Here is a 13,010-nt window from a genome sequence, read left to right on the forward strand (position 1 = left end):
CGGCGGCCCGCCGGGGGGGCTGGGGCCGCGGGGCCCGCCGGCCCAGCCCCCCGGCCCTCCTCCGGGCTGCTCCGCCGCGGGGGGCGCCCCCCCGCCCCGCGGGGCGGGCGCCCGGGCCGCCGAACGACCTGTTCTCATCTCACCCTCCCGTTGCTACGGTGCCCGGACCTGACGCTCCATCAGGAGACCGCCGTCCGCAGGGAGGACCCGCATGCGCGCCCTGATCGCCGCCGCGACCGGTCTCGTCCTCGCGGTCGCCCTGGTCGTGACGGTCGGCGCCATGGGGTCGCCGACCGGCGAGACGTCCCCGAAGCCGCTGCTCACGACGGTGCCCGCACACCCGTAACCGCCGCCCCGGGAGGCCGAGATGCGCCGCAAGGCCAGCCTGGTCCTGCTCGCCTGTGCCGTGTTCTTCGCGACACTGTCCCCGATGCTGCGCTGGTACGCCTTCCCACGGCTCGCCAAGATCCCGGCGAACCAGTACCAGGACGTGGTCCTGGTGGCGAAGAACGCCACGCTCCTCGACTACGGCACCATGAAGGCGAAGAAGGTCCCCCAGGTCACCATCGTCCAGACCCTCAGGGGCGACGTGGCGGCCGCGAAGAAGATCGAGCAGACGGCCGGCCGGGACGTCGTCGTCTGGGACGGCCTGTCCTACGTCCAGGGGCCCGACGGCAAGATGGTCTCCGAGATCCCCGAGCGCTACATCTTCGACGCCCACAGCCAGGAACCCGTGCACGCCACCGGGGAGATGGTCGACGGCGACCCGGTGAAACGGGACGGCATCGAGTTCAAGTTCCCGTTCCTGACCGAGAAGCGGGACTACGAGTACTTCGACGCGCAGACCCGCACCTCCGCCCCCATCCACTACAAGGGGACGCGGACCTTCCGGGGCCTCGCGGTCTACTACTTCGAGCAGACCGTCCCGTGGACCAAGGTCTCCCTGCCCAAGAAGATGCCGGTGCAGGGCATCACCCCGGAGTCGGTCGCCAGGACCGGCACGACCCGCTGGTACACCACCGTCCGCAGGTTCTGGGTCGAGCCGGTCACCGGGGCGCCCGTCTACGGCGAGGAGATCCACAAGGAGGAGCTGCGCGGCGGCACCCTGCTCGGCGGCCGGGCCAAGGTGACCGCCTTCGCCGGCGACGTGAAGATGCGCGAGGACTTCACCGAGCACACGGTCGCGCTGGTCAAGCACAACCGCACGATCGTCCTGATGCTGACCTCCTACCTCCCCTGGGGGTTCCTGTCCCTCGGCATCGCGCTGCTCGCCCTCTCCCTCTGCCTGGAGGCCCGCGACCGCCGCCCGGGGGACCCGGCGCCGCTCGGCACAGCGGTCCCGGAGCCGGTCAGCGTCTGAGCCGCGCGTTGGTGTGCCGGGTCGGCTCGGCGGCGGCGGGGTCCTCGGGCCAGGGATGCTTCGGATACCGCCCGCGCAGCTCGGCCCGCACGCCCTTGTAGCCGTCCCGCCAGAACGAGGCGAGGTCGGCGGTGACGGCGGCGGGCCGTCCGGCCGGTGACAGCAGATGCACCAGCACCGGGACACCGGCCACCGTGGGCGACTGCTGCAGCCCGAACATCTCCTGCACCTTCACGGCGAGCACCGGCTGTTCCGGATTCCCGTAGTCGACCCGGATCCGCGACCCGCTCGGTACGACGATCCGCTCCGGCGCCAGCTCGTCCAGCCGGCCGGCCTCCCCGCCCGCCCACGGCAGCAGCCGCCGCAGTGCCTCCCCGACGTCGATCCGCCCGAGATCGGCCCGCCGCCGGGCCCGGCCCAGCTCCGGCTCCAGCCAGGCGTCCACGCGCGCGTGCAGCGCGTCGTCGGACACGTCCGGCCAGGGCGCACCGAGACGCAGGTGCAGGAAGGCGAGCCGCTGCCGCAGCACGACGGCGTCGGGCGTCCACCGCAGGAGACCGAGCCCTTCGCGCCGCAGCCCGTCGAGCAGCGCCCCGCGTACCAGGGCCGGATCGGCGTCCCGCACCGGCCGCACCGCGAGTTCGATCGCCCCGAGCCGCTCCACGCGCCTGGCGACGACGTCACCGTCGGCCCAGTGCACCTCGTCCCGCTCGTCCAGCAGTGCTCCGGCCGCCACGCGCGCGATCTCCTCGTCCACGGCCGCCGCGAGCTGCACACGCGCGTGCCCCTTCCCGAGCGGCCGGTCGGCGACGGCCACGGCGAGCCAGGGCGTGGACCGTAGGGCCGAGTCCTCCCGGAGTTCGGCACGGGTCCCGGAGACCATGAGCCAGGAGCCGCCGTCCGCCCGGCCGACCCGCTCCGGAAAGGCGAGGGCGGCGACGAACCCGGCGACCTGATCGTCGGGAGCGCCCGGACCGAGTCCGGCCTCGTCCGCCGGCCGGCCGTCATGGGCGGCCGGGTGGGCCGTGTCGTCGAAGACGGCCCGCAGCCGGCGGACCTCCGCACGCCACCTCCCGGAGTAGGCGTCACCCCCACGCCGCACCCTGCGCAGAGCAGCGCCCAGGTCGTCCCCGTACTCGCGAGGAACCTCCTCGCTCAACAGGGCGACCGCCTCCGTGGCCCGCTCCACACCCACCACCGCGGCACCGTCCACCAGCGCCCGCCCCAGCCGGGGATGCAACCCCAGCCGCGCCAACCGCACCCCCCTCCCCGTGGGCCGGCCGACGGCGTCGACCGCCCCGACCGCCGTCAGCAGCTCCCGCGCCGCCCCCATCGCTCCGCCCGGCGGTGGGTCCAGCAGCGCCAGCCCCGTGGCGTCGGGATCGCCCCAGCAGGCCGTCTGGAGGGCGAACGCGGTCAGGTCGGCCACCTTGATCTCCGGTGCCGGAAAGGCCGTCAGGCGGGCGTCCTCCGCCTCGGACCAGCACCGGTAGACCACCCCGGGCGCCTCACGCCCGGCGCGCCCCGCGCGCTGCCGCCCGGCCGCGCGTGACGCCCGTACCGTCGTCAGAGCGCTCAACCCGCGCGCGTGGTCGACCCGCGGCTCCCGCGCGAGCCCGGAGTCGACCACCACCCGGACGCCCGGGACGGTCAGCGAGGACTCCGCCACCGAAGTGGTGAGGACCACCCGGCGCCGCGCCCCGGGCGCCAGCACCGCGTCCTGCACGGCCGCCGGGGCCCTGCCGTGCACCTGGAGCACGTCCACGTCCCCCGGATCGCCCAATCCGCCCGCCACGCGCGCGATCTCGCCCACGCCCGGCAGGAAGCACAGCACGTCCCCGTCCCGCTCGGCCAGGGCCCGTCGCACCACCGACACCACGTGCGCCAGCAGCGCCGGGTCGACGCGCGTCCCGTGCGGCGGCCGCACCGGACGCGCCGGCGGCGCCCACACCACGTCCACGGGGTGCGACACGCCGTCCGCCTCGACCACCGGCGCGTCGCCCAGGAGCCGGGCCCAGCCCGCGGCGTCCGTCGTCGCCGACGCGGCGACCAGGCGCAGCTCCGGCCGCAGGGTCTCCCGCACGTCCAGGAGGAAGGCCGCCACCGTGTCGGCGTCCAGATGGCGTTCGTGACACTCGTCGAGGATCACCACGTCGACGCCGGACAGCTCCTGGTCACGCTGCAGACGCTGCAGCAGCACGCCGGTCGTGACGACCTCCACGCGCGCGTGGCGCCCCACGACCCGTTCGCCGCGCACGGTGTAGCCGATGCTCCGCCCGGTCTGCTCGCCGAGCAGCCAGGCCATCCGGCGGGCCGCCGCGCGGGCGGCGATCCGGCGCGGCTCGGCCACCACCACCCGCCGGGCGGGCCCTTCGCCCAGCAGCCCGGCCAGCGCCAGCGGCACCAGCGTCGTCTTGCCGGTGCCGGGCGGTGCCACCAGGACGGCGGTGCCCCGCCCGTCCAGGGCGTCGCGCAGACCGGGCAGGGCCTGCCGGACGGGCAGCGCGTCGAGGGCGTCGTAACGGATCACCCACCCAGTGTCGTACGCGGCCGAAGGCGCCTCGCACGCGCGCGTGCGGTGTCAAGGCGCCCGCCCTGTTCCCACCGGGCGTCCCGACCCGCCGGACGCCCCATCGACGGCCGCGCGGTGCGGCCGCCCGCGCAGCCCCGTCAGCCCCGCCGGCCCGTCCGTCCCGCTGCTCCTCAGTCCCGCTCGCACACGAAGATCGCCGTACCCGGGACGAGACGTCCCCGCAGCGGGGACCAGCCGCCCCACTCGGAGGTGTTCCAGGCCGGCCACTCCGGCTCCACCAGGTCGACCAGCCGGAAACCGGAGGAGGCGATGTCCCGCACCCGGTCGCCGAGCGTGCGGTGGTGCTCCACGTACACCGCGCGGCCGTCCTCGCCCTGCTCGACGTACGGCGTCCGGTCGAAGTAGGACGCGGAGACCGAGAGCCCCTCGGGGCCGGGCTCGTCCGGGAACGCCCAGCGGATCGGGTGCGTCACCGACCAGACGAACCGCCCGCCCGGCCGCAGCACCCGCCGGACCTCGCGCAGCACCAGGCGCGGATCCGCGACGAAGGGAAGCGCGCCGTACGCCGAGCACGCCAGGTCGAAGGACGCGTCCGCGAAGGGCAGCGCCCCCGCGTCGGCGCACACCAGGGGAAACGATCCGCCGATGCGCAGCGCGTGCTGGAGCTGGCGGTGCGAGATGTCCAGGGCGACCGGCCGGGCGCCCTGCGCGGCCAGCCACCGCGAGCACTGGGCCGCGCCGGCGCCGATCTCCAGGACGTCCTTGCCCTTCAGCTCCTCCGGCGGGCCCAGCAGCTCCGCCTCCACCTCGTCGAGGCCCTCGGGCCCCCACACGAAACGGTCGTCGCCGAGGAACGTGCCGTGCTCGACCTGGTACTCGTCGGCGTTGCGGTCCCACCAGCCCCGGTTGGCCCGGCTGCTCTCCGCGACCCCGGCGGCACGCCGGGTGGCTTCGGGTTCGGCCTCGGCGCCGGTCGCCGTACCGGCCTCGGCGAGGTCGAAAGAATCGGGCTCTTGGATGATCGGCTCCCTCGTCGTACTCTTCCGTGCAACCCGTCACGGGTGTGTCACGGAGGAGGTCTCTCAGGCGTACGTGGCCTGGTGGGACGTTTCTTGTGCCGGGTATGCGGCGATCCGCCCCGGGTGTGCGCCTTCGCGCATTGACCCTGCCCGGCTGCCCCCGTATGCTACAAGTTGCGCTGCGGGCCTGCGCACCTCAGACGTAGCAGGCTGCGCTCGCATCTGTTGTATGTCCCCTCGGTTTTCGAGGCGCCACCACTGGTTTCATGTGGCGCTTCCTTGGCTGTCCGGCTTCATCAGAGCGAAACGGGCTCCCGGCGTAAGCAGTACCTACGACTTCAATGTCCGTACCGGAGCCCTTTCCCACATGACGAGCAGCACCGAGACCACCGCCACCACCCCGCAGGTAGCGGTCAACGACATCGGTAACGAGGAAGCCTTCCTCGCAGCGATCGACGAGACGATCAAGTACTTCAACGACGGCGACATCGTCGACGGCGTCATCGTGAAGGTCGACCGGGACGAGGTCCTGCTCGACATCGGTTACAAGACCGAAGGTGTCATCCCGAGCCGCGAGCTCTCGATCAAGCACGACGTCGACCCCAACGAGGTCGTCGCCGTCGGTGACGAGATCGAGGCCCTGGTCCTCCAGAAGGAGGACAAGGAAGGCCGCCTGATCCTCTCGAAGAAGCGCGCCCAGTACGAGCGTGCCTGGGGCACCATCGAGAAGATCAAGGAAGAGGACGGCATCGTCACCGGTACCGTCATCGAGGTCGTCAAGGGTGGTCTCATCCTCGACATCGGCCTCCGCGGCTTCCTCCCGGCCTCCCTGGTCGAGATGCGCCGCGTCCGCGACCTCCAGCCCTACGTGGGCAAGGAGCTCGAGGCGAAGATCATCGAGCTGGACAAGAACCGCAACAACGTGGTCCTGTCCCGCCGTGCCTGGCTGGAGCAGACCCAGTCCGAGGTCCGCCAGACGTTCCTCACGACCCTCCAGAAGGGTCAGGTCCGCTCCGGTGTGGTCTCCTCGATCGTCAACTTCGGTGCCTTCGTGGACCTGGGTGGCGTCGACGGTCTGGTCCACGTCTCCGAGCTGTCCTGGAAGCACATCGACCACCCCTCCGAGGTCGTCGAGGTCGGCCAGGAGGTCACGGTCGAGGTCCTCGACGTCGACATGGACCGCGAGCGCGTCTCCCTGTCGCTGAAGGCGACCCAGGAAGACCCGTGGCAGCAGTTCGCGCGCACCCACCAGATCGGCCAGGTCGTGCCCGGCAAGGTCACGAAGCTGGTTCCGTTCGGTGCGTTCGTCCGCGTCGACGAGGGCATCGAGGGTCTGGTCCACATCTCCGAGCTGGCCGAGCGCCACGTGGAGATCCCGGAGCAGGTCGTCCAGGTCAACGACGAGATCTTCGTCAAGGTCATCGACATCGACCTGGAGCGTCGCCGGATCTCGCTGTCCCTGAAGCAGGCCAACGAGTCCTTCGGTGCCGACCCGGCGTCGGTCGAGTTCGACCCGACCCTGTACGGCATGGCCGCGTCCTACGACGACCAGGGCAACTACATCTACCCCGAGGGCTTCGACCCCGAGACCAACGACTGGCTCGAGGGCTACGAGAAGCAGCGCGAGGAGTGGGAGCGCCAGTACGCCGAGGCGCAGACCCGCTTCGAGCAGCACCAGCAGCAGGTCATCAAGAGCCGCGAGGCCGACGCCGCTGCCGCTGCCGAGGGCGGCGACGCCGCGGGTGCGGCTCCGGCCGCGGGTGGCGGTTCGTACTCCTCCGAGGGCGCCGACACCTCCGGTGCGCTGGCCTCGGACGAGGCGCTTGCCGCGCTGCGCGAGAAGCTGGCGGGCGGCCAGAGCTGACGCCCACTGAGCTGTAGCTCCTGACTGGGGGGCCGTACCTTTCGGGGTGCGGCCTCTCGGTGTTTCGGCTACGGGCCCGGTGGGGGCTGGTCGCGCAGTTCCCCGCGCCCCTTAGAGGCGCGTTGTTCCTTTCCTTTCCGACAAAGGGCCCCGAGAGATGGCTGATCAGGGGTGCCGGTGGGAATGCCCCTGCTCCAGGGTGCGTTGAAGCGTACGAACACGAGGAGGGGCGGTCACAGTGCTTGATCCGCAGGGTTTGTACGCATGGGAGCCGAAGGGCCTGGCAGCCGTCGACATGGCGCTGGCCCAGGAGTCGGCTGGTCTTGTCATGCTCTACCACTTCGACGGATACATCGACGCGGGTGAGACCGGCGACCAGATCGTCGACCGGATCCTCGACTCGCTGCCCCACCAGGTCGTCGCCCGCTTCGACCACGACCGGCTCGTGGACTACCGGGCCCGCCGCCCGCTGCTGACCTTCAAGCGGGACCGCTGGACCGAGTACGAGGAGCCCGGCATCGAGGTCCGGCTCGTCCAGGACGCCACCGGCGCGCCGTTCCTGCTGCTGTCCGGCCCCGAGCCCGACGTCGAATGGGAGCGCTTCGCCGCCGCCGTCCGGCAGATCGTGGAGCGGCTCGGCGTCCGCCTGTCCGTGACCTTCCACGGCATTCCCATGGGCGTCCCGCACACCCGCCCGGTCGGCCTCACCCCGCACGGCAACCGCACCGACCTGGTCCCCGGCCACCGCAGCCCGTTCGACGAGGCCCAGGTGCCCGGCAGCGCCGAGGCGCTGCTCGAGTTCCGTCTCATGGAGGTCGGCCACGACGTCCTGGGCGTCGCCGCGCACGTGCCGCACTACATCGCCCGTTCGCCCTACCCGGACGCCGCCCTGACCGTCCTGGAGGCCGTCACGGGGGCCACCGGCCTGGTCCTGCCGGGCATCGCGCACGCTCTGCGGACGGACGCGCACCGCACCCAGACCGAGATCGACAGCCAGATCCAGGAGGGCGACGAGGAGCTCACCGCCCTCGTGCAGGGCCTTGAGCACCAGTACGACGCGGCCGCCGGGGCCGAGACCCGGGGCAACATGCTCGCCGAGCCGGTGGAGATCCCCTCGGCGGACGAGATCGGCCTCGAGTTCGAGCGCTTCCTCGCCGAGCGGGAGGGCGAGAACTGAGGTCGGCCCGCCGGCACCGCACCCGCACCGGCCGGGCGACGAGCCTCGGCCGGGGGCGGCGGGCCGGCCCGGTCCCGGTCGGTGTCACCGGCAGGGCCTAAGCTTCGGGGCATGCTGAAAGTTGGTCTCACCGGCGGGATCGGCGCCGGCAAGAGCGAGGTGTCCCAGCTGCTCGTCGGACACGGCGCGGTGCTGATCGACGCCGACCGCATCGCGCGTGAGGTCGTCGCGCCCGGGACCCCCGGCCTGGCCGCCGTGGCCGAGGCCTTCGGTCCCGAGGTGCTGGCCGCCGACGGCAGCCTGGACCGGCCCAAGCTCGGCTCGATCGTCTTCGCCGACCCCGACAGACTCGCCGTGCTCAACTCGATCGTGCACCCCCTGGTCGGCGCGCGCTCCCGCGAGCTGGAGCGCGCGGCCGCCGACGACGCCGTGGTGGTGCACGACGTGCCGCTCCTCGCCGAGAACGGCCTCGCCCCGCTCTACGACCTCGTGGTCGTCGTGGACGCCGCTCCCGAGACCCAGCTGGACCGGCTGACCCGGTTGCGGGGGATGACCGAGGAGGACGCCCGCGCCCGCATGGCAGCGCAGGCGACCCGCGAGAAACGCCTGGAGATCGCGGACGTCGTGATCGACAACGACGTCCCCCTGGACGCGCTCCGCCGCCGGGTCGAAGAGGTGTGGGCGGACCTCGTGCGCCGGGCCCGGACGGCCGGTTCGGGCGACCGGGACGCGTCGTCGAAATAGCGGGCACCCGTCCGGGCGTTGAACCGCTTCAGTGAGGGAAGGACTTTGCCGTGCCCGAGACCAGCGGTTCGACCGGACGTACTCCGGAGACGCATGTCATCGACTTCCGTGCCGCCGAGCAACTGCTCAACGCACGGGACCCGCGGGGTGCGGTGAAGCTGCTCGACGGCGTCATCGCCGCCCACCCCGAGAACACCGCCGCCCGGCTGCTGCGCGCGCGTGCCTTCTTCGCCGCCGCGCAACTGCGCCCGGCCGAGCTGGAGTTCACCATCGTCCTGGAGCGTGAACCGGACAACGCGTTCGCCCACTTCGCGCTCGCCCGCACCTACCAGCGCCAGGGCCGCGCCGACCTCGCGATACGCCACTTCCGGCTGGCGGCCGCCCTGGACCCGAACCCGGAATACCTGAAGGCGGCCCGCTTCGACAACGGCGCGTGAGCCTGCGACGCGCGTGAGTGCGCGACGCGGGCGCGGTGGCGAGGGCGCCGGTGGCCAGGGAGCCAGTGGCGGCTGAGCTGGTGACGGACGCGCGGGAGGCTCCCTCACGGGTGGCGGTGCCGCGGCGGGCGCCGGTACGGCGGCGAGGGGGTGTCCACGGGCCGGTACGGCGGCACGTCCCGCCCCGGCTGGTAGTGCGGACCCTGCCGGATGTGCCTGACGATCACGACCAGGTCGACGGTGGCCACCAGCCACAGCACCCCGCAGGCGGCCGCCCAGCCGGGCCGCCCGAGCACCGCGAACAGCGCCGTGCCGAAGATCGCCCAGGCCAGCCCCCACACGCTCAGCCACAACCGCGCCCGCAGCGCACTGCGGGCGGTCGCCGGTTCACTGCCTGTGCGCATGCCGGATCACCGCTCCTGTCTGCAACGTACTCTTCGAGTGGACGTTTCACCAAGGGGGGATCCCGCCGTGCTGCCGGACGAAGCCGACCTGCCCGACCTGCTGCTCGACCTCGCCGTGCCGCACGAGGACATCAACGACGTGGTGGCACTGCGGCGGACCGTGACCGCCGACCCCGGACTCCGGCGGCTGCTGGCAGAGGGCGCCGACGTCGTGACCGGTGCCGTGCGGGAGGTGGACGACCCGGCCGGGTTCGGTGACCTGGCCGCCGAGGCCGGGGCCGCGCTGGGGGAGTACGCCCTGGTGTACGTCTTCCTCGCCGCGGTGCCGCGGGTCCGCGCGGTGCACCGGGCGCGCGGCATTCCCGACGACGTCTCCCGCCACACGCTTGCCGACCTCGGCCGCGGCATGGCGCTGCACCGCAGGCGATGCGGCAGCGGCGGACTGGGCGCGCGCCAGGGCCACTGGCTCACCCGCCACTTCTGCGGCCGGCTCTACCAGCTGGGACGCCTGCAGTACGAGCGGACGGCGCTGGGCGGGCGCACGGCGGAGGCGATCAGGGCGGCCGGGACCGACGTGACCGCCGGCGAGCCCTCCCTGGACGTGCACATCCCCGACTTCCGCGGGCCGCTCACCCCCGTCGCCTGCGACCGTTCCCTGGACCACGCCCGGGAGTTCTTCGCCCGGCACTTCCCCGAGGAGCCGCACACCGTCGCGACCTGCCACTCCTGGCTGCTCGATCCCCAGCTGCGCCGACTCCTCCCGGCGGCCTCCAACATCCTCCGCTTCCAGGATCGGTTCCGGCCGGGATGGGAGGACACGGAGCCGGCCGACACCACACCGGTCGGCTTCGTCTTCGGCGACCCGGACCTGCCGGTGCGGGACCTGCCCCGGCGGACGTCGCTGGAGCGGGTGGTCGGCGACCACCTGCGGGCGGGCGGCCACTGGTACGTCGGACACGGCTGGTTTCCGTGGGACCGGTGACAGCCGCCGACCGAGCCGACCGAGCCGACTGAGCCGACCGAGCCGACCGAGTCGGACTGTCGAAAGTTCCCCTCGGAGTCTCGAACTGCTCGAACGAGTGAACCGTCGAGGCGTGGGAACGGCGGTGCGGCGACGGGCCGTTGTTCGGGCATGACGGTTGAATTGCGTGAGGGGTACGAGGGGACGGGTCCGGGGGCGATCACCCCGGACGGCTGCGCGGTCGAGCTCTACGCGCGGCTGACCGTGGGGGACGAGCCGGACATCATCGAGGCGGCGGTCCCGGCCGGCGCCCGCATCCTGGAGCTCGGCTGCGGTGTGGGGCGCATGACGCATCCGCTCGTGGAGCGCGGGTTCACGGTCACGGCGGTGGACGAGTCGGCGGAGATGCTGGAGCGCGTACATGGGGCGCGCACGATATGCAGCACCATCGAAGGACTCGACCTGGGCGAGAAGTTCGACGTGGTGATGCTCGCGTCGTTCCTGGTGCACACCGGCGACGCGGAAGTGCGCCGGGGCATGCTGCGGGCCTGCGCGGCGCACGTGGCGGACGGCGGCTGCGTGCTCATCCAGCGGGAGGGCGCGGACTACCACACCAAGGTGCCGAGGGAGCGGTCGGACCCCAGCGGCTGCACCGTGCGGATCGTGTCGGCCGACCCGGTGGGGGCCGGGGTGAACGCGGTCCGCGCGGAGTACGAGTTCCCGGACGCGACGTGGACCCAGACCTTCCTGGCCCGCCCGCTCACCCGGGAAGAGTTCGAGGAGGCGCTCGCGGAAGCGGGACTGGAGGTGACCGAGTACCTGACCGAGGACGGGACGTGGGTGAGGGCGGTGCCGTCGGCGTAGCGGCGCCCGACGGCCGACCCGGTCACCGTCCGCCGGGGCGTCCGCCTCTCGGCCGGCCCGGCGCGCCCATGCCACCCATGCCGCCCCCGCTCGTGCCGCCCGGCCCTCCTGTGCCGCGCAGTCGTTCCAGTTCGCGGCGGTCGCGCTTGGTGGGACGGCCGGCGCCGCGGTCGCGGATGCCGACGGGGGCGACGGCCTCGCGGGGCGGAGGCGGCGGGGAGTTGTCGATGTAGCACACGGCGGCGACCGGAGCCCCGACCCGCTTGCGGATCAGCCGCTTCACGACGACGACCCGCTCCCGCCCCTCGTGGCGCAGCCGCACCTCGTCGCCGACCCGCACGGAGTGCGCCGGCTTGACCCGCTCGCCGTTCACCTGGACGTGCCCGCCCCGGCAGGCGGTGGCTCCCATGGAGCGGGTCTTGATCAGGCGGACGGCCCAGATCCAGCTGTCGATCCGCACGCTCTCCCCGGGAGCCGGGCCCGCCGCCTCGGCGGCGGCGACGGCCGCGGCCACCGCGGCGGGGTCAGGAGCCGGGGTGGCGGGGCCTCCGGTCGCCCCGGTCGCCCTGGTCGCCCCGGCGGGCCCGTCAAGCCCGGCCGAGGCGGGTGCTCCGGAGCCAGCGCTCGCGCGCTCCCTGCCGTCGTCCGCATCCTCAGAAGCCATGCCCCGACCTTAGCCCCCCGAGCCGACACCATCGGAACCGTTGTGCCGACGCCGGTGAGCGGCCGAGGCAGCCCTGGCGGGACTGGCGCCGCCACCCAGCTCGCCACCCGCCTGCGGCCAGTACGGGTGCCCTCGTGAACGCCCGCCGTCCCGACCGCGCTGCTCCGCCGGACCTCGCCCTCGGCTCCCTCGCCACCCCGCCCCTACCGTGGAGAGGTGAACCCCACACCCCCCACCCAGCTCACCCACCTCGACCAGCGCGTCAGTGCCTGCCGGGCGTGCCCCCGTCTGGTCGCCTGGCGGGAGGACGTGGCGCGCACCAAGCGGGCCGCGTTCGCCGACTGGACGTACTGGGGCCGGCCCGTCCCCGGCTTCGGGCCCGCCGACGCCCGGCTGTTGATCATCGGCCTCGCCCCGGCCGCGCACGGCGGCAACCGGACCGGGCGGATGTTCACCGGCGACCGTTCCGGTGACGTGCTGTACCAGGCGCTCTACGACGTCGGGCTCGCCTCGCAGCCGACCTCGGTGCGTGCCGGCGACGGTCTGGAGCTCCACGGCGTGCGGGTCACCGCGCCGGTGCACTGCGCCCCGCCCGCCAACAAGCCGACCCCTGAGGAGCGCGACACCTGCCGCCACTGGCTGGTCGAGGAGCTGACGCTGCTGCGGCCGACGGTGCGCGCCGCGGTCGTGCTCGGTGCCTTCGGCTGGCAGGCCGCGCTGCCGGCGTTCGCGGAGGCGGGCTGGACCGTGCCCCGGCCCCGCCCGGCTTTCGCGCACGGCGCCCGGGTCGGCCTCGGCGGCCTGGATCTCTTCGGCTGCTTCCATGTCAGCCAGCGCAACACCTTCACCGGCCGCCTCACCCCCGACATGCTTCGCGAGGTGCTGCGGGCGGCGGCGCAGGCGGCCGGACTGGGCTGAGGGGGCGGGACGGGTTTCCTGTGCGAACCGGTGTCCCACGGAGGGAGAGGGAGGGAGATGGGCGG

At 73.3% G+C, this 13,010-nt stretch carries 13 protein-coding genes; 9 read left to right on the top strand and 4 right to left on the bottom strand.

The window, feature by feature from the left end; genetic code table 11:
• Positions 1 to 211: 211 nt before the first annotated feature.
• On the top strand, positions 212 to 346 hold the full coding sequence (locus AB0M11_RS21425; protein WP_365707718.1) for an SPW_0924 family protein: 135 nt from the start codon (positions 212 to 214) through the stop codon (positions 344 to 346).
• Positions 347 to 367: 21 nt separating this feature from the next.
• Positions 368 to 1,360 carry a DUF3068 domain-containing protein gene (locus AB0M11_RS21430; RefSeq protein WP_365707720.1) on the top strand — a complete coding sequence of 331 codons (993 nt, stop codon included), beginning with the start codon at positions 368 to 370 and terminating at the stop codon, positions 1,358 to 1,360.
• On the opposite strand, the gene hrpB is transcribed toward AB0M11_RS21430, so the two are convergent.
• Together hrpB and AB0M11_RS21440 are read right to left on the bottom strand one after the other, a co-directional pair.
• Complete coding sequence (hrpB, locus tag AB0M11_RS21435) at positions 1,350 to 3,890, bottom strand: ATP-dependent helicase HrpB (RefSeq protein ID WP_365707722.1); 2,541 nt, start codon at positions 3,888 to 3,890, stop codon at positions 1,350 to 1,352. The two genes, AB0M11_RS21430 and hrpB, sit on opposite strands and share 11 nt — an antisense overlap.
• 173 nt (positions 3,891 to 4,063) lie before the next feature.
• Positions 4,064 to 4,912 (bottom strand): class I SAM-dependent methyltransferase, encoded by an 849-nt coding sequence (locus AB0M11_RS21440; RefSeq protein ID WP_365707831.1) that lies wholly within the window; start codon positions 4,910 to 4,912, stop codon positions 4,064 to 4,066.
• A gap of 367 nt (positions 4,913 to 5,279) precedes the next feature.
• Between AB0M11_RS21440 and rpsA the strand changes: the two genes are divergently transcribed.
• The 4 genes from rpsA (at position 5,280) to AB0M11_RS21460 (ending at position 9,134) form a co-directional block, all read left to right on the top strand.
• Positions 5,280 to 6,776, top strand: a complete 1,497-nt coding sequence (gene rpsA, locus AB0M11_RS21445; protein WP_031166273.1) for a 30S ribosomal protein S1 — start codon at positions 5,280 to 5,282, stop codon at positions 6,774 to 6,776.
• Positions 6,777 to 7,014: 238 nt separating this feature from the next.
• Positions 7,015 to 7,953 carry a PAC2 family protein gene (locus AB0M11_RS21450; protein WP_365707725.1) on the top strand — a complete coding sequence of 313 codons (939 nt, stop codon included), beginning with the start codon at positions 7,015 to 7,017 and terminating at the stop codon, positions 7,951 to 7,953.
• A 111-nt stretch (positions 7,954 to 8,064) separates the two neighbouring features.
• Positions 8,065 to 8,697 (top strand): dephospho-CoA kinase, encoded by a 633-nt coding sequence (gene coaE / locus AB0M11_RS21455; RefSeq protein ID WP_365707727.1) that lies wholly within the window; start codon positions 8,065 to 8,067, stop codon positions 8,695 to 8,697.
• 50 nt (positions 8,698 to 8,747) lie between these two features.
• Positions 8,748 to 9,134 carry a tetratricopeptide repeat protein gene (locus AB0M11_RS21460; protein WP_351695052.1) on the top strand — a complete coding sequence of 129 codons (387 nt, stop codon included), beginning with the start codon at positions 8,748 to 8,750 and terminating at the stop codon, positions 9,132 to 9,134.
• 104 nt (positions 9,135 to 9,238) lie between these two features.
• On the opposite strand, the gene AB0M11_RS21465 is transcribed toward AB0M11_RS21460, so the two are convergent.
• Positions 9,239 to 9,538 (bottom strand): DUF6343 family protein, encoded by a 300-nt coding sequence (locus AB0M11_RS21465; RefSeq protein WP_365707729.1) that lies wholly within the window; start codon positions 9,536 to 9,538, stop codon positions 9,239 to 9,241.
• Positions 9,539 to 9,605: 67 nt separating this feature from the next.
• Between AB0M11_RS21465 and AB0M11_RS21470 the strand changes: the two genes are divergently transcribed.
• Positions 9,606 to 10,520, top strand: coding sequence for an acyltransferase domain-containing protein (locus AB0M11_RS21470; RefSeq protein WP_365707732.1), 915 nt, complete (start codon positions 9,606 to 9,608; stop codon positions 10,518 to 10,520).
• 150 nt (positions 10,521 to 10,670) lie between these two features.
• The gene (locus tag AB0M11_RS21475) at positions 10,671 to 11,363 is read left to right on the top strand and encodes a methyltransferase domain-containing protein (RefSeq protein ID WP_365707734.1); all 693 of its coding nucleotides are present in this window, start codon (positions 10,671 to 10,673) and stop codon (positions 11,361 to 11,363) included.
• 22 nt (positions 11,364 to 11,385) lie between these two features.
• On the opposite strand, the gene AB0M11_RS21480 is transcribed toward AB0M11_RS21475, so the two are convergent.
• Positions 11,386 to 12,027: an RNA-binding S4 domain-containing protein gene (locus tag AB0M11_RS21480; RefSeq protein WP_365707737.1), complete on the bottom strand. Its 642-nt coding sequence runs from the start codon at positions 12,025 to 12,027 to the stop codon at positions 11,386 to 11,388.
• Between the two features lie 216 nt (positions 12,028 to 12,243).
• Here AB0M11_RS21480 and AB0M11_RS21485 point away from each other — a divergent pair, with 216 nt between their 5' ends.
• Complete coding sequence (locus AB0M11_RS21485) at positions 12,244 to 12,945, top strand: uracil-DNA glycosylase (protein WP_365707739.1); 702 nt, start codon at positions 12,244 to 12,246, stop codon at positions 12,943 to 12,945.
• Positions 12,946 to 13,010: the final 65 nt, after the last annotated feature.

The sequence above is a fragment of the Streptomyces sp. NPDC051987 genome, from assembly GCF_040680735.1.
In the GTDB taxonomy this organism is placed as follows: domain Bacteria; phylum Actinomycetota; class Actinomycetes; order Streptomycetales; family Streptomycetaceae; genus Streptomyces.

Coding starts and splice junctions, on each gene's coding strand:
- AB0M11_RS21480 (WP_365707737.1), bottom strand. CDS start 12,027: ATGGCTTCTGAGGATGCGGACGACGGCAGGGAGCGCGCGAGCGCTGGC.
- AB0M11_RS21465 (WP_365707729.1), bottom strand. CDS start 9,538: ATGCGCACAGGCAGTGAACCGGCGACCGCCCGCAGTGCGCTGCGGGCG.
- AB0M11_RS21475 (WP_365707734.1), top strand. CDS start 10,671: ATGACGGTTGAATTGCGTGAGGGGTACGAGGGGACGGGTCCGGGGGCG.
- AB0M11_RS21425 (WP_365707718.1), top strand. CDS start 212: ATGCGCGCCCTGATCGCCGCCGCGACCGGTCTCGTCCTCGCGGTCGCC.
- rpsA (WP_031166273.1), top strand. CDS start 5,280: ATGACGAGCAGCACCGAGACCACCGCCACCACCCCGCAGGTAGCGGTC.
- coaE (WP_365707727.1), top strand. CDS start 8,065: ATGCTGAAAGTTGGTCTCACCGGCGGGATCGGCGCCGGCAAGAGCGAG.
- AB0M11_RS21430 (WP_365707720.1), top strand. CDS start 368: ATGCGCCGCAAGGCCAGCCTGGTCCTGCTCGCCTGTGCCGTGTTCTTC.